At 68.8% G+C, this 21,641-nt stretch carries 17 protein-coding genes and 1 pseudogene; 15 read left to right on the top strand and 3 right to left on the bottom strand.

Annotated features, from left to right (window positions below):
- Positions 1 to 250: 250 nt before the first annotated feature.
- Positions 251 to 1,294: a MazG family protein gene (locus VN779_RS14195; protein WP_325723346.1), complete on the top strand. Its 1,044-nt coding sequence runs from the start codon at positions 251 to 253 to the stop codon at positions 1,292 to 1,294.
- 67 nt (positions 1,295 to 1,361) lie between these two features.
- Positions 1,362 to 1,634, top strand: a complete 273-nt coding sequence (tatA, locus tag VN779_RS14190) for a Sec-independent protein translocase subunit TatA (RefSeq protein WP_325723344.1) — start codon at positions 1,362 to 1,364, stop codon at positions 1,632 to 1,634.
- 403 nt (positions 1,635 to 2,037) lie between these two features.
- Here the strand turns inward: tatA and VN779_RS14185 are convergent, their stop codons facing one another.
- Entirely contained in the window at positions 2,038 to 2,286 is a 249-nt protein-coding gene (locus VN779_RS14185; RefSeq protein WP_325723342.1) for an SCO4226 family nickel-binding protein, read from the bottom strand.
- A 150-nt stretch (positions 2,287 to 2,436) separates the two neighbouring features.
- Between VN779_RS14185 and VN779_RS14180 the strand changes: the two genes are divergently transcribed.
- The 7 genes and pseudogenes from VN779_RS14180 (at position 2,437) to VN779_RS14150 (ending at position 10,983) form a co-directional block, all read left to right on the top strand.
- Positions 2,437 to 3,687 carry a cytochrome P450 gene (locus VN779_RS14180; protein ID WP_349260790.1) on the top strand — a complete coding sequence of 417 codons (1,251 nt, stop codon included), beginning with the start codon at positions 2,437 to 2,439 and terminating at the stop codon, positions 3,685 to 3,687.
- Positions 3,688 to 3,742: 55 nt separating this feature from the next.
- Positions 3,743 to 5,023 (top strand): phosphopyruvate hydratase, encoded by a 1,281-nt coding sequence (eno, locus tag VN779_RS14175; RefSeq protein ID WP_325723339.1) that lies wholly within the window; start codon positions 3,743 to 3,745, stop codon positions 5,021 to 5,023.
- A 144-nt stretch (positions 5,024 to 5,167) separates the two neighbouring features.
- A complete protein-coding gene (locus VN779_RS14170; protein WP_325723337.1) occupies positions 5,168 to 5,656 on the top strand; it encodes a septum formation initiator family protein in 489 nt (162 codons plus the stop codon).
- Between the two features lie 32 nt (positions 5,657 to 5,688).
- Positions 5,689 to 6,210 (top strand): DUF501 domain-containing protein, encoded by a 522-nt coding sequence (locus VN779_RS14165; protein ID WP_325723335.1) that lies wholly within the window; start codon positions 5,689 to 5,691, stop codon positions 6,208 to 6,210.
- Complete coding sequence (locus VN779_RS14160) at positions 6,207 to 7,136, top strand: Ppx/GppA phosphatase family protein (protein ID WP_325723334.1); 930 nt, start codon at positions 6,207 to 6,209, stop codon at positions 7,134 to 7,136. Before VN779_RS14165 ends, VN779_RS14160 begins: the two co-directional genes overlap by 4 nt.
- Positions 7,137 to 7,325: 189 nt before the next feature.
- A pseudogene (gene secA, locus VN779_RS14155) lies at positions 7,326 to 9,965 on the top strand (preprotein translocase subunit SecA); the annotation flags it as partial.
- A 298-nt stretch (positions 9,966 to 10,263) separates the two neighbouring features.
- A complete protein-coding gene (locus VN779_RS14150; protein ID WP_325723330.1) occupies positions 10,264 to 10,983 on the top strand; it encodes an Rv3235 family protein in 720 nt (239 codons plus the stop codon).
- Here the strand turns inward: VN779_RS14150 and VN779_RS14145 are convergent.
- A complete protein-coding gene (locus VN779_RS14145; RefSeq protein WP_325723348.1) occupies positions 10,938 to 12,860 on the bottom strand; it encodes a phosphatidylglycerol lysyltransferase domain-containing protein in 1,923 nt (640 codons plus the stop codon). The two genes, VN779_RS14150 and VN779_RS14145, sit on opposite strands and share 46 nt — an antisense overlap.
- Positions 12,861 to 12,931: 71 nt before the next feature.
- Between VN779_RS14145 and VN779_RS14140 the strand changes: the two genes are divergently transcribed.
- From VN779_RS14140 to VN779_RS14120, 5 genes are all read left to right on the top strand, one after another.
- Entirely contained in the window at positions 12,932 to 13,675 is a 744-nt protein-coding gene (locus VN779_RS14140) for an HAD family phosphatase (protein WP_325723328.1), read from the top strand.
- Positions 13,676 to 13,782: 107 nt separating this feature from the next.
- Positions 13,783 to 14,763 carry a patatin-like phospholipase family protein gene (locus tag VN779_RS14135; protein WP_325723327.1) on the top strand — a complete coding sequence of 327 codons (981 nt, stop codon included), beginning with the start codon at positions 13,783 to 13,785 and terminating at the stop codon, positions 14,761 to 14,763.
- 130 nt (positions 14,764 to 14,893) lie between these two features.
- Positions 14,894 to 15,403: a DUF6912 family protein gene (locus tag VN779_RS14130; protein WP_325723325.1), complete on the top strand. Its 510-nt coding sequence runs from the start codon at positions 14,894 to 14,896 to the stop codon at positions 15,401 to 15,403.
- Positions 15,404 to 15,502: 99 nt separating this feature from the next.
- Positions 15,503 to 15,922 carry an aspartate 1-decarboxylase gene (gene panD / locus VN779_RS14125; RefSeq protein WP_325723323.1) on the top strand — a complete coding sequence of 140 codons (420 nt, stop codon included), beginning with the start codon at positions 15,503 to 15,505 and terminating at the stop codon, positions 15,920 to 15,922.
- A 160-nt stretch (positions 15,923 to 16,082) separates the two neighbouring features.
- A complete protein-coding gene (locus VN779_RS14120; RefSeq protein WP_325723322.1) occupies positions 16,083 to 21,044 on the top strand; it encodes an NAD-glutamate dehydrogenase in 4,962 nt (1,653 codons plus the stop codon).
- Between the two features lie 89 nt (positions 21,045 to 21,133).
- Here VN779_RS14120 and VN779_RS14115 read toward each other — a convergent pair whose 3' ends face one another.
- On the bottom strand, positions 21,134 to 21,385 hold the full coding sequence (locus tag VN779_RS14115) for a hypothetical protein (protein ID WP_325723320.1): 252 nt from the start codon (positions 21,383 to 21,385) through the stop codon (positions 21,134 to 21,136).
- A gap of 65 nt (positions 21,386 to 21,450) precedes the next feature.
- Here VN779_RS14115 and VN779_RS14110 point away from each other — a divergent pair.
- A partial coding sequence (locus tag VN779_RS14110; protein ID WP_325723318.1) for a hypothetical protein occupies positions 21,451 to 21,641 on the top strand: 191 nt, incomplete at its 3' end.

The raw sequence follows: 21,641 nt of genomic DNA, 5'->3' as shown, positions 1-21,641 counted from the left end.
ATCTTGATGTGAGCACAGTCGCCTACTCACGTAGTAGGTGACCCGTGCTCGCACCCGCTCTCAGAGAGCAGAGATCGACGCCGGCGCGCGCTCGGAACGGCTGAGCGCGCGCAACACGGCCGTTTGCCCATGCCGCCGCAGTGCGATGCGCGTCAGTACGTCGACCGCTTGCTTCCCCTCCGGGCCGTGGTTTCCGTGCAATGGATCTTGCCTTGGCAGAGTACGGGCGCGGACGCTTTAGGGTTAAGGCATGGCTGGCCGGATCGTCCTCGTCCCGTTCTCCCCACGCGTCGCTCCTGGGCTTGTATCAGCCGCAGCTTGGCGCCTGATGGCCGAACCCAACGCAGTCATCCACACCGGCTCGCCGGACCACCCGGTGCTGCCGTACCTCGACGACGCCGACGTGCAGATCGTCGTGTTCGAGGCCGAAGCCGGGGCGTACGAGATCGCCCGCGACCTGATCTCGCAAGCCGAGGCGGGCACCGTCGTGGTCTGGATCGCCGCGCCGGACGGTGACGAGGCGCTGGCCCAGGCACTCGGCGGGCAACTCGCGCACGGCTCCGATATCGAGCTTGAGCTCCTGCCGGGCAGCTACGACCTGCCCGGCGCGAAAGTGCTCGACCTGGTCGCGGTCATGGACCGGCTCCGCTCGCCCGGTGGCTGCCCGTGGGATGGCGAGCAGACGCATCAGTCGCTGGTGAAGTACCTGCTGGAAGAGGCTTACGAAACCGTCGAGACGATCGAGGACGGCGGCTGCGAGGAGCCGGGACCCGGCCGCGACGCGCTGCGTGAAGAACTCGGCGACGTGCTGCTCCAGGTCGCCTTCCACTCCCGCATCGCGCAGGAGCACCCGACCGACCCGTTCACCATCGACGAGGTCGCCGAAGGCATCGCGAAGAAGCTGATCGGCCGGCATCCGCATGTCTTCGCGGGCGCCACCGCCGACACCGCCGCCGACGTCGAGGCGAACTGGGACAAGATCAAAGCGGCGGAAAAAGGTCGGACCTCTGCGGTCGAGGGCGTACCGCTCGCGCAGCCGGCGCTATCGCTCGCCGACAAGCTGCTCAAGCGTGCCCGCAACGCTCAGGTTGCCGTCGAGGTACCCGAGCTTCCGGAGGAACCCGCAGCTCAGGCCAAGGATGCCGCAGGCATTGGGCAACTGCTCCTGGCAGTCGTCACGCACGCGCGTTCGCTCGGCGTGGACCCCGAGGAAGCGCTGCGCGTAGCCGCCCGTAACCTGCGCGATCAGATCGTGGCCAGCGAGACCTCCCGGGATGCCCGGGTAGCAGGTTAGTCTGGTTGGCGGGTACCGGACGAAACGCTCCGGTCGGACTCGCGTCACCGCTGTAGGAGATTGAACCATGCTGCGTGGGCTTGAAGGCTGGCACATCGTCATTATCGTCGCGCTCGTCGTGCTGCTGTTCGGCTCGCGCAAGCTGCCGGACGCCGCGCGCTCGGTCGGCCAGTCGCTGCGCATCTTCAAGTCGGAGATGAAGGCGGCGGCCAAGGACGGCGCGGAGGGCCAGGCCGACGCCAAGAAGGACGCGGCGCCGCAGCAGGCAGTCGAGGGCAAGGTTGTCAACCCGACCGTCACCGACTCGGTCCCGCACAACACCGGCGTTTCACAGCCCTGACGCGTCTCATCCCCGTTCCCGGCTGTCCGGCGTACACCGCCGAGCCGGGATTGATCGACTTAGCGTGACTCGTGGTCCGGCCGCTTGCGATTGCGGGCCGGACCGGCGGACCGCCCGGCGCGAGCGCAGCACGCCAGCGCGGTCCGTCTAGTCCCACGATCGTGTGAATATCGGAGTTCTGACTTCCTATCCCACCATGCCTTTGCCATGGTGGAAGCGTGGAACTCGAATATTCGTTGCCTCCCCGCCTTCAGCAGCGTCTGGCAGATCTCGCCCGTAGAACTGGGCGCAACGAGTCCGAGATCCTGGCGACCGCAGTCCTGTGGTACCTCAAACAGGTGAACCAGGAACAGCCGGTGCGCTGAGCGGCGGCTTGGGCCGCGTCGATCCGGAGCGTGCCGATTTACACCACGATCGGGACGGCGTGGATCTCGTCCGCACGGTGCCCAGCGCGTTCGTGGATGCGTTGGACCGCTTCGGCCGAGGGCGCTTCGGACAAGCAGTAGACGGTGCCCGAGTCCGGGTCGGCCCAGGCCTGCTTAAAGTGCACGTGCTCCTCCGCCTCGATGGCGAGGTCGGCCTTGTGCGCTTCCGCGAGCTGGTCCGCGGTGATCCCGGTCATGCCGTGGTGGACGTCCATGAACGTGGCCATGGTGCGTGTTCCTCCCTCGTGCGCAGCGCCTCGGCCTAATACCGCGCGCTGAGCCGAGCCGTACTCGGCGTATCAACCACAGTACGAGCGGTCATCGTGGTCCGCGACACTAGCGTGCGGCAGGCTGGGATGAGCGCGCTACGTGCGACGATGGGTGCCGTGAGTGCCCCGCCGCTGTTCAGCCGCGACTTCGTTGACGATCCGTACCCCGCGTACGCATGGCTGCGTGAGCACGCTCCGGTCCACAAGACGCGCCTGCCGAACGGCGTCGAGGCCTACCTGGTCACCCGGTACGACGACGTGCGCTCGGTCCTCGCCGATCCCCGCCTCTCCAAGAACGCAGCGACATCCTTCCCGGGCTGGCGACCCGGCCGCACCGGCATTCCGGGCGAGCACCGCTCAGGCATCGCGGCGCACCTGCTCAACCTCGACCCGCCGGACCACACTCGGCTGCGCCGGCTGGTGTCGAAGGCGTTCACGCCGCGCCGAGTCGCGGACTTCGAGCCGCGGGTGATCGAGACCGCGGACCGGCTGCTGGATGCGTTCGGCCCGGAGCCGGTCGACTTGATCAGGGCGTACGCGTTCCCGCTGCCGGTGATCGTGATCTGCGAGATGCTGGGCGTACCGCCCGAGGACCAGCCGATCTTCCACGAGTGGGCCAACGGCATGGCGGATCGCAGCGGCCCGCGCGGCGGCGTCGGCCGCTCCGTCAAGCGGGTGCGCGGCTATCTCAAGGAACTCATTCACAAGAAGCGGCTCACCCTGCCCGCCGACCCGGTGAACGACGACCTGCTCTCCGCGCTCATCCGCGCCTCGGACCACGGCGAGCACCTGACCGAGGACGAAGCCGCCGCCATGGCGTTCATCCTGCTGTTCGCCGGCTTCGAAACCACGGTCAACCTGATCGGCAACGGCACCCTCGCGCTGCTCACCCACCCCGAACAGCTCGCCAAGCTACAAGCCGATGCGGGACTGCTCGACGCCGCGGTGGAAGAGCTGCTGCGCTTCGATGGACCGGTCGAGTTCGGCACCTGGCGGTTCACCACCGAGCCGATCACGGTCGGGGGCGCCGCGATCCCGGCCGGTGAGCCGGTGCTGGCGGTCCTCGCCGCCGCGGATCGCGACCCGGCCCGCTTCACGGACCCGGACACGCTCGACCTCAGCCGCAACGAGGGCGGAAACCTCGCCCTCGGCCACGGCATCCACTTCTGCCTCGGCGCTCCGCTCGCCCGATTGGAGGGCCGCGTCGCCTTCGAGCGGCTGTTCGCGCGGTTCCCCGACCTCGCGCTCGCCGTTGCGCCGGATGAACTGCGCTGGCACTCCGGGCTGATCATGCGCGGCCTGCACGAGTTACCCGTCCGTACGTCGAGCCCGATTCGCGCCGATTACCAGGCCCACTAGTCTGTTGCCCGGCATCTATGCGAAGAGTCCAGCAGGACACAAAGGAGTTACGCACGTGGCGTCCATCGAAGCAGTCGGCGCGCGGGAAATCCTCGACTCCCGCGGCAACCCCACGGTCGAGGTCGAGGTCGCGCTGGACGACGGCACCATCGCCCGCGCCGCCGTGCCGTCCGGCGCGTCCACTGGCGCGTTCGAGGCAGTGGAGCTGCGCGACGGGGACAAGGCGCGCTATGGCGGCAAGGGCGTGACCAAGGCCGTGCTCGCCGTGCTCGACGAGATCGGCCCGGCGCTGATCGGCTTCGACGCGCACGAGCAGCGGCTGATCGACCAGGAGCTGATCGACCTCGACGGCACGCCGAACAAGGCCCGGGTCGGCGCGAACGCGATCCTCGGCGTCTCACTCGCGGTGGCCAAGGCCGCGGCGGAGTCCGCCGAGCTGCCGCTGTTCCGCTACCTCGGCGGCCCGAACGCGCACATCCTGCCGGTGCCGATGATGAACATCATCAACGGTGGCGCGCACGCCGACTCCAACGTGGACATCCAGGAGTTCATGATCGCGCCGATCGGCGCGGAGACCTACGGCGAGGCGCTGCGCTGGGGCGCGGAGACCTACCACGCGCTCAAGGCGGTGCTCAAGTCCCGCGGCCTGTCCACCGGCCTCGGCGACGAGGGCGGCTTCGCGCCGAACCTGGAGTCGAACCGGGCCGCGCTCGACCTGATCCTCGAGGCGATCGAGAAGGCCGGTTACACCCCCGGCCAGGAAATCGCGCTCGCCCTCGACGTGGCCGCGACCGAGCTGTACAAGGACGGCGCCTACACCCTCGAGGGCAAGCAGTTCTCCGGCGCGGAGCTGAGCTCGTACTACGCGGACCTGGTCGCCAACTACCCGCTGGTGTCGATCGAGGACTCGCACAGCGAGGAGGACTGGGACGGCTGGAAGTCCGTGACCGAGCAGCTCGGCGGCAAGGTGCAGCTAGTCGGCGACGACCTGTTCGTCACCAACCCCGAGCGGCTGCAGCGCGGCATCGCCGGCGGCCAGGCCAACGCGCTGCTGGTGAAGGTCAACCAGATCGGCACGCTGACCGAGACCTTCGACGCCGTCGCACTGGCGCACCGCTCCGGCTACCGCTGCATGATGAGCCACCGCTCCGGCGAGACCGAGGACACGACCATCGCGGACCTCGCCGTGGCCACTGACGTCGGCCAGATCAAGTCGGGCGCCCCCGCGCGCACCGACCGGGTCGCCAAGTACAACCAGTTGCTGCGTATCGAGGAGGAGCTGGACGACGCGGCCCGCTACGCCGGTCGCTCCGCCTTCCCGCGGTTCAAGGCCTGAGAGGCCTAGTCTGGGTGGCGCGCCCGCTGTGACTCGGCCGTCGAAGGACGGCGTAAGAGCACGGCGCGGCGCGCCACAGCTTTACCCGGAAGCAATAGACAGCTGTAGACGCATGCTTCGCGCGAGTGGGAGGGGTGCGGCGCGATGACTGACGGAAAGTCAGCGGACCGCGACACCGTCGCCCTGCCTCGTCCGCGATCAGGCCGAGGCTCGGCTGGGCCACCGCGCAAGGCTCCGCGCAAGCCGTCGCGCAACCGGCTGACTGGGAGAGCCGGAATCCTCGCGCTCACGCTGTGCGCGGTGATGGTCACGGTCGCCTATCCACTGCGCCAGTACCTCGCCCAGCGCACCCAGATCTCGAACCTGAAGCATCAGAACCAGGTGACGCAGCAGCAGGTCGCCGCGCTGCAAACCGAATTGAACAAGTGGTCGGACCCGGCGTACGTCGCCATCCAGGCCCGCGAGCGGCTGCATTACGTGCGGCCCGGTGAGACCGGCTACATCGTGCCCAACCTCAGCGCGGGCAGCGAACCACTGGGTATTCCGACGCCGACGCAGCAGGCGTGGTTCGACCGGCTGTGGTCAACGGTGAAATCACCATCCGCTACACCGTCGCCGTCTCCCACGCCGTGATCGCTTCGCGCCGGACCAGGTAGCGTGTCAGCGTGAGCGTGGCTAATGCGGACTTCGAAGCGGTCAAGGCGCAGCTCGGGCGCGAACCGCGCGGCCTGCGTGCGGTAGCGCATCGCTGTCCGTGCGGTAACCCGGACGTGGTTGAAACGGCGCCCCGCCTGGACGATGGCACTCCGTTTCCGACGCTCTACTACCTCACCTGCCCCAAGGCCGCATCAGCCATCGGCACGCTCGAAGGCAGCGGTTTGATGGCTGAGATGACCGAGCGGCTGCATACCGATCCCGAGCTTGCGGCGGCCTACCGCGCCGCACACGAGGACTACATCAAGCGACGCGACGCGATCGAAGTGCTCGAAGGCTTTCCAAGCGCGGGCGGGATGCCTGACCGGGTCAAGTGCCTGCACGTGTTGGTCGGGCACGCACTCGCGGCTGGCCCTGGCGTGAACCCGCTCGGCGACGAGGCGCTGCGATTGCTGCCCGAGTGGTGGCGCAGCGGTGCGTGCGTGAACGTTCCTTCCGCCACGCCCAGCGAATCCGAGGAGACGGACCGATGAGCATCCGAGTCGCGGCGGTCGACTGCGGCACGAACTCCATCCGCCTGCTCGTCACGGACCTGGATCCGCAGACCGGCGCGGCGCACGAGCTGACCCGCCGGATGGAGATCGTCCGGCTCGGCCAGGGCGTCGACGCCACCGGGCGCCTGGCTCCCGAAGCTCTGCAACGTACCTTCGCCGCGTGTGACGACTACGCCGCCGAGATCCGCAATCTCGGCGCCGAGCGAATCCGCTTCGTCGCCACGAGCGCCACCCGGGACGCGGCCAACCGAGACGAGTTCGTCGCCGGCGTGCGTTCCAGGCTGGGTGTGGAGCCCGAGGTGATCACTGGTTCCGACGAGGCCGCACTCTCGTTCAGCGGTGCGACCCGCGCGGTGGCCGGCGAGACGGGGCATCCGACCCCGTATCTCGTCGTCGACATCGGCGGCGGCTCCACTGAGTTCGTGCTCGGCGACCGCGAGGTCGAGGCGGCCCGCTCGGTCGACATCGGCTGCGTGCGGCTGACGGAGCGTCACCTCACCCAGGATCCGCCGACTCTCGCGCAGATCACCGCCGCCCGCGGGGACATCGACGCCGCGATCGACCTGGCCGCCACGCAGGTGCCGATCGATCAGGCGAAGACGCTGGTGGGTGTGGCCGGCTCGGTCACCACGGTGTCAGCCATCGCGCTCGGCCTACCCGAATACGACCGGGACCGGGTGCACCTTTCACGGATTTCAGCGCAGAGCGTGCGCCGGGTCGCGGGCGACCTGCTGGCCTCGACGCACGCGCAGCGCGCCGCGAATCCGGTGATCCACCCCGGCCGGGTCGACGTGATCGGCGCCGGGGCGCTCATCCTCGCGCAGATCGTGGACCGGCTCGGATTGGCCGAGGTCGTCGTGTCCGAACACGACATTCTCGACGGAATCGCGCTCTCGCTGCTGTGATCGGCCCGGACCACAGAGGTTACTGCCGCCAGCGCACTGTCTTTGAACGTGCGCGGTCGCTTACGATGGGATAACGGCCGGGGGTGGGGGTAAGCTGCCCGCCTTGGCGGCCTGGCCGTGGCAGCACCCGATTCAACACTGCGTCCGTCCATCCAAGGTCTGTAGTCAGTTCAAGGAGCCGTTCCCAAAGTGCCTGCCCTCTTCGACAAGGTCCTGCGCGCGGGCGAAGGGAAGATCCTTCGCAAGCTGGCCAAGACGGCCGAGACCGTGAATATGCTCGAGGAAGACTATGTCGACCTCACCGACGCGGAACTGCGCGCCGAGACCGACAAGTTCAAAGAGCGCTACCAGGACGGCGAAAGCCTGGACGACCTGCTCTGGGAAGCCTTCGCGGTAGTCCGCGAGGCCGCGAAGCGCACCATCGGCCAGCGCCACTACGACGTGCAGCTGATGGGCGGCGCGGCGCTGCACTGGGGCAACATCGCCGAGATGCGCACCGGTGAGGGCAAGACCCTCGTCGGCACGCTGCCGGCCTACCTCAACGCCCTCTCCGGCGATGGTGTGCACATCGTCACCACCAACGACTACCTCGCCGAGCGCGACTCGGAGTGGATGGGCCGCATTCACCGCTTCCTGGGCCTCGACGTCGGCGTGGTGCTGGCCAGCATGACCCCGGCCCAGCGCAAGGTGGCTTACGGCGCGGACATCACCTACGGCACCAACAACGAGCTCGGCTTCGACTACCTGCGCGACAACATGGCCTGGTCGAAGGATGAGCTGGTGCAGCGCGGCCACAACTTCGCCGTGGTCGACGAGGTGGACTCGATCCTGATCGACGAGGCGCGTACCCCGCTGATCATCTCCGGTCCCTCGGACCAGGCGACCAAGTGGTACACGGACTTCGCCAAGATCGTGAACCGGCTGGCCCTGGACACCGACTACGAGGTCGACGAGAAGAAGAAGACCGTCGGCGTGCTCGAGCGCGGCGTCGAGCGGGTCGAGGACCTGCTGGGCATCGACAACCTCTACGAGTCGGTCAACACCCCGCTGGTCGGCTTCCTCAACAACGCGATCAAGGCCAAGGAGCTGTTCAAGAAGGACCGCGACTACGTGGTCATGAACGGCGAGATCCTGATCGTCGACGAGCACACCGGCCGCATCCTGGCGGGCCGCCGCTACAACGAGGGCATGCACCAGGCGATCGAGGCCAAGGAGGGGGTGGTCATCCAGAACGAGAACCAGACTCTGGCCACGATCACCCTGCAGAACTACTTCCGGCTGTACAAGAAGCTGTCCGGGATGACCGGTACGGCGCTGACCGAGGCGGCCGAGTTCCACCAGATCTACAAGCTCGGCGTGGTCCCGATCCCGACCAACCGGCCGATGGTCCGCAAGGACCACCAGGACCTGATCTACATCTCGGAGGAGGCCAAGTTCAAGGCCGTCGTCGAGGACATCGAGCACCGGCACGCCGAGGGCCAGCCGGTCCTGGTCGGCACGGTCTCGGTGGAGAAGTCCGAGTACCTGTCCCAGCAGCTGCGCAAGCATGGTGTCCCGCACGAGGTGCTGAACGCGAAGCACCACGAGCGTGAGGCGCAGATCATCGCGCAGGCCGGGCGTAAGGGCGCGGTCACCGTGGCCACCAACATGGCCGGTCGCGGTACCGACATCATGCTCGGCGGTAACCCGGAGAACCTGGCGATGGGCGAGCTGGCCCAACGCGGCCTGACTCCGACCGAGACGCCCGAGGAGTACGAGGCGGCCTGGCCCGCGGCGCTGGAGAAGGCCAAGAAGGCGGTCACCGCGGAGCACGAGGAGGTCCACGAGCTCGGCGGGCTGTACGTGCTGGCCACCGAACGGCACGAGTCGCGCCGCATCGACAACCAGCTGCGCGGTCGTGCCGGACGCCAGGGCGACCCGGGCGAGAGCCGCTTCTACCTCTCCCTCGGCGACGATCTGATGCGGCTGTTCAAGGCGCAGATCGTGGAGCGGGTCCTGTCGGTGGCCAACGTCGGCGACGACGTGCCGATCGAGTCGAAGATGGTCACCCGGGCGATCCAGTCCGCGCAGACCCAGCTGGAGCAGCAGAACTTCGAGATCCGCAAGAACGTGCTCAAGTACGACGACGTGATCAACAAGCAGCGCGAGGTGATCTACGCCGAGCGTCGCAGGGTGCTGGATGGCGAGGACCTGCGCGATCACGTGCGGCACATGATGGAGGACACCGTCCACGCGTACGTCGAGGCGGCCACCGCCGAGGGCTACGCGGAGGAGTGGGAGCTGGAGAAGCTCTGGTCCGCCCTGGCCACGCTGTACCCGATCTCGATCACCCTGGAGGAGGTCGAGGAGTCGGTCGGCGGCCGCACCGGGATCACCAAGGAGATCCTGCGCGAGGAGATCACCGCGGACATCCTCGGCGCCTACGACAAGCGCGAGGCCAACCTGGGCGACTCGATCACCCGGGAGCTGGAGCGGCGGGTCGTGCTCTCGGTGCTCGACCGGCGCTGGCGCGAGCACCTCTACGAGATGGACTACCTCCAGGAGGGCATCGGCCTGCGGGCGATGGCGCAGCGTGACCCGCTGGTCGAGTACCAGCGCGAGGGCTACCTGATGTTCAACGGGATGATGGAGGGCATCAAGGAGGAGTCGGTCGGCTACCTGTTCAACCTCGAAGTCCAGGTCGAGGCGAACAGCGAGGACCCCGAAGCCCAGGCGCAGGCCCAGGCGGCCACCGCGCAGCTCAACGCGAAGGGCCTGGAGGCTCCCAAGCGCCCGGCGCGGCTGAACTACTCGGCCCCGACCGTGGACGGCGCGGGCGGCGTGGTGGAGCGTCAGGAGGCCGCCGGCGCGGCCGGCGGCCCGCAGGACGCGACGCCGAAGCCCAAGCCGAAGGGTGGCCGTCCCCCGGCACCCGGCGGCCGTCGCCGTAAGAAGTAGCCGCGGCGAGCGCCGCACAGTCCACCTAGACGCAGAGTTCAGATAGTCACAGAACTAAAAGTCACCGGCGCCGAAGATCGCTCGACCGAACGGGTGATCTTCGGCGCCGTGGCGTCTACCTGGACAACTTCAGGGCACCTTCGGCTGTCTGAAAGATCGTCAGCTAGGCGATACACGACAGGGGTGCACGATGCCGCGTTACGACAGCGATGACGCCGAACCCTGCGATACCGGCCTTCGTGCAGGGTGGTCCGGTGCGGCGAGGCTCGGCGATGTGAGTCAGGGCGATGTGAGTCTCGGCGATACCCGTCCCGGCGCGGCGGACCCCGTGGACACAGCCGCCGGTGGCGCTGCGGGCTTCCTCGGCTACGGCAGGCGTCGCAGCCCGCTGCTGACCGTCGTGGGCACCTTGGAGCGCGCGCTGCCCGAGGACGAATTCGAACCGATCCGCGGGCTCGAATCCGATCGCGAACTCGACCGCGACCGGTGCGAGGACCCGGAACTCGGCGGCGCGGCCGGTGCGCTGCGATCCTGGGTGGTCGGCTGGACGCACCGCCTCGACCCGCTCGGAGCGCGCCGGGCCGCCGATCAGCCGCCGGCTGGAGTGCGCCGCCTGGTCGAGGCCGTGGTGGACGTGTTGCTCGAACGCCGTCCGGCTGAGCAGGTAAAGCGTTGGGTGTCCCGAGAGGTCTTCGGGCTGCTCAGCACGGTCACGCAGCGCCGCGCGGTCACCCGCTTCGCGGCGCGCAGCATGGTGCGCTCGATCCGGTTGCACGCTCCGGGGCCAGACGCGGTCGAGTCCACCGTGCTGGTCCAGGACGGTCCGCGGGTACGCGCGGTCGCGCTGCGCTTCGAGCGGACGGCTCAGGACCGGCTGGAGTGGCGTTGTACCGCGCTCCAGTTCGCCTGATCGCCGTCCTCTACGTTTCCCAGGCCCTGCTCGGTGGCGGGCTCGAACTGCGGGCGCGGGCGCTCAAGCGGATGTGGGCGGTTCTCAAGTTCGGGCGCGGTGATCCGGCTGCGCCGCCGGTCGTAGGGCAGCGCGAACTCCAGACCGAAGGCGGCGATGCCGAACAGCGGCAGATCCAGCCAGGACGCCACCAGGACCGAGCGCGGCAGCCAGCCGGGCCGGAACTTGGCGTTGAAGCGGTAGAGGGATTCCAGCTGAATGAGCGGATCCATCAAGTGGATGGCCCGTCGGGTCGCTCGCGACACCAGGCCGGGTGGCGTGGGCCCAGGAGCCACCGCGGGCGCGGTCTTGCCCGTCGCAGCGCTGCCGAGCCGGTATGCCTCCAACACCGTGCGGAAGGCCGCGAAGTTGAGCGAGACCATCTTGAAGCCGTGCGTCGCCGCGTATTCGACCGCCGCCACAATCAGCCGCTCGTTCACCCCGTTCGGCGCGATCCGATGACGCGGCATCACATCGAGCGAGAGCACCGGCCTGGAGCCGTCCTGTGCCGCCACCAGGTACCGCTGGAAGGAGACCGCGTACCCGTCCGCGGCGAACGCGATCACGAACAGTGAATCCGGATGCCGGCCCTCGGCCATCGCGTCCAGGTTCATCGCGAAGCCGTGCTCACGCCCCTGCGGGATCATGTCGGCGTCCGGACGCGGCCGCTTTGGCGTGCCGCGGCCGAGCCAGGCCCGATGGATCCGGCGCAGCTGCGCGGCCAGTTCCGGACTCAGCTCCCGCTCCGGCAGCACGGACACCCAGATCCCGGCGTGCTCGCTGCGCTGGACCGCCTGCCGGACGTTGCGCATCGTGCGCCCGTTCAGGGAGAACGAGTCGACGTCGATGACCACTTCGTCGCCTATGCCGAAGCCGCGCATCCCGCGCTGTGCCCAGATCTCGCGTGCCTCCGGTCCGGCCCCGAGGACGGCCGGGCGCCAGCCGCGCCGCTCGGACTCGGCCAGGAATTCGTCGATCGCCGCGGGCCACGAGTCCTGGGCTCCGATCGGGTCGCCGCCGACGATCGCCATGCCGGCCAGTACTCGGTAGCCGACCGCGGCCCGCCCGGCCGGATCGAACAAGTACGACTTGTCGTACCGCAGCGCGAATGGTGCCAGGCTTCCGGAATCGCGATGCGCGATCAGCGACCGCATCACCGCCCGCTCGTCCGAGTCGGCCGGGTCCGGCGGCGGCGCGGCCGCGGACAGCGTCGCGAGCACCGCGATCAGGGCCAGGCCGGAGGCCAGGGCCAGGCCGGGCAACAACCAGCTCGGCCCCTGGAAGTCGAATCGCCCCGAGTTCGCCGCGACCGCTGCCACGAACTCGCGTCCGACATCCGTCGCGGACACCGGGGCGGCGAACCGCCCGCGCTCCGCGAACAACCCGCCGCCGCCGACCAGGACGAGCGTCACGCTGGACGCCCCGGCCACCGCCGCGGTCTGCCGTAGCCGGTGCGGGTCCGGCGCGACGGCGAACCTGTCGCGAGCTCGCACGAGGGAAACCAGGGTGAGGCTGAGCGGGATGAGCCGCCAGGGTTCGCCGGGCGAACGGGTGAGCAGCGATTCGGTCTCGGTGAGTGTGCTCCAGGCGACCAGCCCGAGGCCGATCACCCAGTCGATGCGGCGGCGGCGGCCGAGACCGTGGGCGAGGGTGAGCAACACGAGGCCGAGCAGCAGGGCGTGGGAGGCGCTCGGGGCGGTGCCGCAGACGGTGACGGCCGTACGGTCAAGCCAATCCGGCGGGTCCGTGGCCGCGTAGCTGACCAGCACGATTCCGCTTACCGCGAAGAGGGCAGCGAACGGCCATACCGCCGTACTGCTTCGGCCCGACACAAGCATCACCCCCGTACCATGGGAACTCTTACCCGGTCGGGGGTATTCCACCCGACCGGCGAGTGAAAGGCGGCAGTATGTCTGATGGCGCCGAGTTTGAGCTTTCCGAGCGTGCCACGTACGACGGTGCTGCGTCCGAGGCCCGACCCAAGGCGCTGATCGTTGACTGGGGTGGCGTGCTCACCTCCCCGCTCGCGGCCGCCCTCGACGGATGGTACGCCGCTGAGGGCATCGACGCCGCCGGTTATGAGTTGGCGATTCGCGACTTCCACGACGCGGGTCTGGCCGCGCTCAGTGTCTTCGACCCGATTGCCGCCCTCGAGCGCGGCGAACTTCGGGTCGAGCACTTCGAGCAGGCCCTGGCCGAGCGACTGACCAGGTATTGCGGGGTCCAGGTCCATGCCGAGGGCTTAATCGGCCGGATGTTCGCGGGCTTCGCCTCCGCTCCGGCGATGATCAACGTGGTGCGGCAGGCGAAGGTGGCCGGGCTGCGCACCGCGCTGCTATCGAACTCGTGGGGCAACGAGTATTTGCGCGACGACTGGGACCAGCTGTTCGACGCCGTGGTGATCAGCGGTGAGGTCGGGATGCGCAAGCCTGAGCCCGAGATCTACCTGCACACGCTCAGCCTGCTCGGCTGCGCGCCGCCAGAGGCCGTGTTCGTGGACGATCTGGAACGCAATGTGCGCGCCGCCGCGGCTTTGGGGATCATCGGAGTACACCACCGGTCATACGCGGAAACAATTATCGAGCTGGAGGCGCTGTTCGAATTGGATCTGCGTGCCGAGTCACCACTCGACGCGCCGATTGGCGGCGACTGACGGTGGTTCGGGTGAACCGCCGTCCGATCCCGCGAGTGGTCTGGTGACGGTACGCCCCGCAGCGGGCATCACTAATGGCGAGCGCGTCGTGGGGACGGTGAGCAGGGTTGAGCGAAGGGGTACGCAGGGGACTGGTGTTGGGCGGTGGCGGCACGCTCGGGGCCGCCTGGACGATCGGCGCACTGGCCACCTTGCATGACGAGCTGGGTTTCGACCCGCGCACCGCCGACCTGATCGTCGGCACCTCCGCGGGCGCGATCCTGGCCGCGCTGCTCGGCGCGGGCGCCAGTCCGCAGGACCTTTACCGGCATCAGCTGGCCGAGGCGGTGCGCGAAGGCCCGCTGGCCGGCCAGATCTTCGACTACGATCACGCGGCTGGCGGCGCCGTTCCGCTGCGCCCGCAGCGCGGCATCGGATCGCCGAAGCTGATCGCGCGCTCAGTGCGGCACCCGCGCCGGTATCCGACGACCGTGGTGCTCTCCGCTTTCCTCCCGCCTGGCCGCGGCTCGCTCGGCGACATCGGCCGTATGGTCGAGGACGTCATACCGTCCGGCGCGTGGTCAACGCACCCGGGCGTGCGTGTAGTCGCCATGGACTATGACACCGGCGAGCGCGTCGTTTTCGGCGAGCCAGGCGCTCCGCACATCGGGCTGGCGGAAGCTGTCGTCGCGTCATGTTCGATCCCCGGCTGGTTCACGCCCGCGTTGATCGAGGGCCGGCGCTACGTGGACGGCGGCACCTTCTCTAACACCAGCCTTGACCTGCTGGTCGCGGACGCGCTGCCTGGCGGCAAGCCGCTCGACGAGGTGTACGTCATCGCGCCGATGGCCGCGCGCGGCTATGACCGGCCACGCACGGCGCTCGGCCGATTGGAGCGCAGCTACCGGCATCGCGTCACCCGCCAGATGCTGCTGGAAGCCCGCCAAGTGCGGCAGAGCGGCAGCCGAGTGGTGATCCTTTGCCCCGGTCAAGAGGATCTGGTCGGGCTCGGCATCAACCTGATGGACCCGACCCGGCGGGCCGAGGTACTGGACCTCGCCCGGCGCACCACGGCCGAGTTCCTAGGCGTGTCGCAGGCGGTTGCTTAGCGCAGCAACGCTCCGGCACCGGCACCGGCTAAAGTCACAGCAGACTTAGCGACTCTGCACCCGAAGAAGTCTCCGCAATATCGGCGGCCGCGACCTCGCAGGTCCGGCGCCCGGCGAGGGGAACCACACGATGCGCGTGTACATCCCGGCGACGCTGCCGATCCTGTCGGAGCTGGCCAAGCGCGGCGAACTCGGCCCCGGTCCGCTGACCGCCTACGCGGTGACCCCGGCGCTGCGCGAGTGGTACGTCGAGGGTGATGAGGAAGAGCTCGAATTCGCCGCGATGACCGAGGCCGCCCGCGGCGCGCTGCGACTGCTCGCGGCCGACCCGCTGGCCCCGCGCCGCCGCGTCGTGGTGGCCGCGGAACTGTTCGACGCAGTAGTCACCCCGGTCGGCACGCCGGTCTCCCGAGAGCAGGGCGTCGAACCGGGCCAGGTACGCATCGACGGTGTGATCGCGCTGCGGGACATCGCCTCGTTCCACATCGACGACGTCAGGGCGGAGCCGACCATCGGTGAGGCCGCGCTGGTCGTGCAGGCCGCCGACGGCGGAGACGAGGACGCACAGTTCACCGTGGACGGAGCCGAGGACTTCGATCTACTCTGGTTCGCCACACAGGAGTTGCCGGATCTGCTGTGATCCGTTGAGGCTTCAGCCGCGCGAAACGCACCTGTATGACGCTGCGTCCGGTACCCACCGGGACTGGAACGCAGCGTCCCACGCTGATGAGGAGCGCACGTGTACCGCACCATGCTCAAGTCCAAGATCCACCGCGCCACCGTCACCCAGGCCGACCTGCACTACGTGGGATCGGTGACTGTTGACGCCGCGCTGCTGGAAGCCGCCGACCTGCTCCCTGGAGAACAGGTCGCGATCGTCGACATCACCAACGGAGCCCGGCTCGAGACCTATGTGATCGAGGGCGAGCGCGGCTCCGGCGTGATCGGGATCAACGGCGCCGCCGCGCACCTGATCCATCCGGGAGATCTGGTGATCCTGATCAGTTATCAGCTGATCGAGGACCACGAGGCGCGCACCGCGAAGCCGCGCATCGTCCACGTCGACGCGGACAACCGGATCGTCGAACTGGATCATGACCCGGCGCGGCCGGTGCCCGGAACTGACACGCTGCGACCGCCGCTCGCCGTGGGGGTCTGAGCACCGCTGGTAAACCGCGTCGCACGTTGTAGGAAGGCGCAACTCAGACGTGACAACATGATCGGCCGATACGCAACCGGCGCTTCAAACCGCCGAGTAACCTAAAGCTCGTAACCGGGATGAGCCGCACAAGGGCGCGCGGCCGTAGGAGCGAGCACACATGGCAACCCAGCTGGACGAGGCGACGATCACCCTGCTTGAGGAGGCGGCGCGGCTGGCGCGCGAACCCTCGGGCACGGACGGCCTGGGTGATCCCGATAAAGCCGACACAGTCCTACGCCGCTACTACCGCCACGTGCCGTTCGACGACCTCGCAGACCGCACCGCCGCCGACATCCTCGGCGCGGTGCGGTCTTCTGCTGAGCTGGCCGAGATCCGCCCGCAGGGCACCGCGAAGATCCGGGTGCACACCCCGACCCGCGAGCGCTCCGGCTGGACCACCGGCGCCACGACGCACACCGTGGTCGAGATCGTCACCGACGACATGCCCTTTTTGGTGGATTCCATCACCGCCGAGCTGACCCGGCTCGGACACGGTATCCACGTCCTGTTCCACCCGGTCTTCGCGGTCGAGCGCGACCTGGTCGGCAGGCTGCGCTCGCTTCCGGACGCCGATCCACCGCAGCAGACGCCGCAGGGCGCGCTGACCGAGTCCTGGATGCACATCGAGATCGACCGGCAGGCCGACGATCCGGCCCGGCTCGGCACGATCGAGGCCGGACTGCGCCGGGTGCTCAGCGACGTGCGCGAGGCCGTCGAGGACTGGCCGAAGATGCGCGCCGCGGCACTCGCCCTCGCCGAAGGCCTCGACGAGGAGCAGGGCCGGGCCGCGCAGCGCGCCGGAGTCTCGTACGACGAGCTGACGGCGGGTCAAGAGCTGCTGCGCTGGCTCGCCGACGATCACTTCACCTTCCTCGGCTACCGCGAGTACACCCTCGAGCAGTCCGAGGGCGAGGACACGCTGCGCCCGGTCACCGGCACCGGCCTGGGCATTCTGCGCTCCGATCAGGCGCCGGGCTCCTCCGGTTCGTTCGCCAAGCTGCCGCCAGAGGTGCGCGCCAAGGCGCGCGAGCCGCGACTGCTGGTGCTCACCAAGGCCAACTCGCGAGCGACCGTGCATCGCGCCGGCTACCTCGACTACATCGGCGTCAAGCGCTTCGACGCCGAGGGCCGGGTCGTCGGCGAGCGGCGCATCCTCGGCCTGTTCTCGGCCGCCGCGTACTCCGAGTCGGTGCAGCGGGTCCCGGTGATCCGGCAGAAGGTGCGGCAGGTTCTCGACATCCACGGCTTCGCGCCGACCTCGCACTCCGGAAAGGATCTGCTGCAGATCCTGGAGTCCTACCCGCGCGACGACCTGTTCCAGATCCCGGTGGAGGAACTCGCCGAGATCACCGGCTCGGTTCTGCATCTTCAGGAGCGCCGGCGTCTGCGCCTGTTCCTGCGTAAGGACGCTTACGGCCGCTACTTCTCCGCACTCGTTTACCTGCCGCGCGACCGGTACAACACCAACGCGCGTCTTAAGTTGCGAGGCATCCTGCTCGATGAACTGCACGGTGCGGTGGCGGATTACACAGTCCGCTCCACCGAGTCGGTGCTCACCCGGCTGCACTTCGTGGTCCGGGTCGCGCCCGGTGACCGGCTGCCCGAGGTGGACGCGGAGCTGATCGAGCGCAAGCTGGTGGCCGCGATCCGCACCTGGGAGGACGACTTCGCCCGGGAGCTGGAGGAGAGCGTCGGACCAGAGCGTGCCACCGAGCTGCTGCGCGACTACGGCAATGCCTTTCCCGAGGGCTACAAGGCGGACTTCCCGCCTGAGAACGCGGTCAAGGACGTCTGCCGGATCGAGGCCATCCACGCCGACGACACCACCGACTCCTCGCTCGCCGTCTACCGGCGTCCCGGCGCTCCGCCGGAGCGCTACAGCCTGAAGATCTTCCGGGTCGGCCGGATGATCTCGCTGGCCGAGGTGCTGCCGATTCTGCAGCGCTTCGGCGTCGAAGTCCTGGACGAGCACCCGTACGAGCTGAGCCGCGAGTGCGGCGCGGCGGCCTGGATCTACGACTTCGGGCTGCGCGTCGTGGACCCGGAGTCCCTGCGCGACGAGGCGGCCCGCGAGCGGTTCACCGCGGCGTTCGCCGCCGCCTGGTCCGGGCTGATCGAGAACGACGGCTTCAACGCGCTGGTGGTGCGCGGAGGGCTGACCTGGCGTCAGGTGACCGTACTGCGCGCGTACGCCAAGTACCTGCGGCAGGGCGGCACGCCGTTCAGCCAGGAGTACATCGAGCAGGTACTGAACCGGAACCCGAGCCTGGCCCGGCTGCTGGTCAAGCTGTTCGAGGCCTCCTTCGACCCGGCGCGCGCCGCGGCCGGCCGCGAGCTGACCGACGGTCTCGTGGAGGAGGTGGAGGGCGCTCTCGACGCGGTCGCCTCACTCGATGAAGACCGCATCCTGCGCTCGCTGCGCGCGGTGATCGAAGCGACGCTGCGCACGAACTTCTTCCAGAAGGCCGCGGACGGCCCAGAAGGATCGAACACCTGGAAGCCGTACATCTCCTTCAAGATCAACGCCGCAGCGGTGCCGGACCTGCCGCAGCCCCGGCCCAAGTACGAGATCTGGGTCTACTCGGCCCGCGTCGAGGGCGTGCACCTGCGCTTCGGCGCGGTCGCGCGCGGCGGCCTGCGCTGGTCCGATCGGCGCGAGGATTTCCGCACCGAGATCCTCGGCCTGGTCAAGGCCCAGATGGTGAAGAACGCGGTGATCGTGCCCGTAGGCGCCAAGGGCGGCTTCGTGGTCAAGACACCGGTCGACCCGGCGGACCGCGACGCGTTCATCGCCGAGGGCGTCGAGTGCTACAAGACCCTGATCCGGGGTCTGCTGGACATCACCGACAACCTAGTGGACGGCAAGGCCGTGCCGCCGATCGACGTCGTGCGCTTCGACGGCGACGACACCTACCTCGTCGTCGCGGCCGACAAGGGCACCGCCACCTTCTCCGACATCGCCAACAGCGTCGCCATGGAGTGCGACGTGTGGGGCCCCGGCGCGAAGGGCTTCTGGCTCGGCGACGCCTTCGCCTCCGGCGGCTCGGTCGGCTACGACCACAAGGTCATGGGCATCACCGCGCGCGGCGCCTGGGAGTCGGTCAAGCGGCACTTCCGCGAACTCGGTGTCGACACCCAGACCCAGGACTTCACGGTCGTCGGCATCGGCGACATGTCCGGAGACGTGTTCGGCAACGGGATGCTGCTGTCCGAGCACATCAAGTTGGTCGCGGCCTTCGACCACCGGCACATCTTCATCGACCCCGCCCCGGACCCGGCCCGCTCGTATGCCGAGCGCCGCCGGCTGTTCGAACTGTCCCGCTCCTCGTGGGCCGACTACGACCCGAAGCTGATCGCGCAGGGTGGCGGGGTCTTCCCGCGCAGCGCCAAATCGATTCCGCTCAACGCGCAGATCCGCGCCGCGCTCGGCATCGCCGACCCGGTGAACCGGATGACGCCGGCCGAGTTGATGCGCGCGATCCTGCTCGCGCCGGTGGACCTGTTCTGGAACGGCGGCATCGGCACCTATGTCAAGGCGTCCACCGAGTCGAACGCGGACGTCGGCGACAAGGCCAACGACGCGATCCGGATCAACGGCGCGGACCTGCGGGTGAAGGTGGTGGGCGAGGGCGGCAACCTCGGCTGCACCCAGCTCGGCCGGATCGAGTTCGCGCTGCGCGGCGCGGGTGGCTCCGGCGGCAAGATCTGCACCGACGCGATCGACAACTCGGCCGGCGTGGACACCTCCGACCATGAGGTCAATATCAAGATCCTGCTGGATCAGGCCGTCGCGGCCCGCGAACTCGGCTCGCACGAGCGCGGCGAGCTGCTGGCCGAGATGACGGACGAGGTGGCGCGGCTGGTGCTGGCCGACAACTACGGCCAGAACGTCGCCCTCGCCTCAGCCATGGCCCAGGCCCCGGCGCTGCTCAACGTGCACGCGCGCTACCTGCGCAGGCTGGTCGCCGAGCGGCATCTCAACCGGGAACTGGAGTTCCTGCCGGGCGAGCGCACGATCACCGAGCGGCGGCAGAGCGGCCTCGGACTGACCCAGCCGGAGCTGTCCGTCCTGCTCGCCTACACCAAGATCACCCTCGAGGACGAGCTGCTGGTCTCGGAGCTTCCGGACGACGCCTTCCTGAAGGCCGACCTCTTCCACTACTTCCCCTCCGCGCTGCGCGAACGGTTCCGGGAGCGGATCGAGGCGCACCCGCTGCGCCGCGAGATCATCACCACCCAGGTAGTCAACAACCTGGTGAACAACGCCGGCACCAGCTTCGTGTTCCGGATGCGCGAGGAGACCGGGGCCTCCGCGGAGGAGATCGCCCGCGCCCACATCGTGGCCCGCGCGGTCTTCGACATGCACTCGTTCTGGGCGGCGGTCGACGGACTCGACAACCGGGTCCCGGCGCAGGTGCAGGTGCGGATGCGGCTGGCGGGCCGGCGGCTGACCGAGCGCGGCGCCCGCTGGTTCCTGCTCAACCGCAGGCATCCGCTGGACATCGCGGCGCAGGTCGAGGCGTTCCGCTCCGGCGTGGCCGAGGTGGTCGCCCAGCTGCCCAAGCTGCTCAAGGGCGCCGACTTCGACCAGCTCGTGGCCGGCAAGCAGGAGCTGCTCGACGCCGGGGTCCCCGAAGACCTGGCCGCCCGCACGGCCGCGTTCTCGGCGGCGTACTCGGCGCTCGACATCGTCGAGGTGGCCTGGGACAGCGGCCGCGCCCCGGTCGAGGTCGCGGAATGCTACTTCGACATCGTCGACCGGCTGCGCATCGGTATCCTGCGCGACCGCATCAACGCCCTGCCGCGCACGGACCGGTGGCAGGCGATGGCCCGCGCCGCCGTCCGCGAGGAGCTTTACAGCGCCCAGGCCGCCCTCACCTTCGAGGTCCTGGCCGCGGCCCCCGGTGAAACCGATCCGGACGCCCGCTTCGCCACCTGGGTCGCGAAGAACAAGGCGGCCGTGGACCGGGCTCAGGCTGTACTCGAGGAGATCGGCACAGCCGACAGCTTCGATCTGGCGATCCTCTCCGTCGCGCTGCGCGTCCTGCGCACGATGCTGCGCACGGGTTCTCTGGCGTAACCGCGCCGGTTCGCAGTCGGCTCACGAAGCACTCGCGCCCCCTCCAGACAGCTTCCTGGAGGGGGCGCGAGCGGCTTACCTGCAAATGGTCAGTTCACGTTGAAGTGCGTCGCGCCATTGCTGTCAGCCCATGAGCCGAGCGGCATGTCGCCGGTCGGGTTTTCGAAGCTTTGCTTCGGTGCGAGCGAGTCGGTGTATGCGAGCGACGTGCGTGGCAGTGGTGTGTACTGGCCCACCACGGCAGTAGCTGGAGCAGCCCCGGCCGCCACGCTGACGAGGCTGCCGAGCACCGTCGCGGTGACGGCCGAAGAGATCTGCTTTAGTCGCGTAGATGTGCGCAACGTTGAGTTTCCTCCCCCGGAAATGGACCTGCCGGCAGGCGGCGGGCGATCGGACTCTAGAAACGGTGTTCGAGTCCTTCTATCGGATATCCGGTGGGACGCAGATGACGCAGATGACGCAGATGACGCAGATGACGGAGATGACGCCGATGACGGAGATGACGCGGCCCACCGCGGTGACGACAGGTCGGCGTCAGGACCGCAGCAGCTCCGCGACGTCGAATGCGAGGTCGAGCGACTGGCGCGCGTTGAGCCG

The organism is Actinocrinis sp., assembly GCF_035605935.1.
Lineage (GTDB): Bacteria > Actinomycetota > Actinomycetes > Streptomycetales > Catenulisporaceae > Actinocrinis.
The sequence above is the reverse complement of the archived record's forward strand: the minus strand, read 5'-3'. Positions and strand labels throughout refer to the sequence as shown.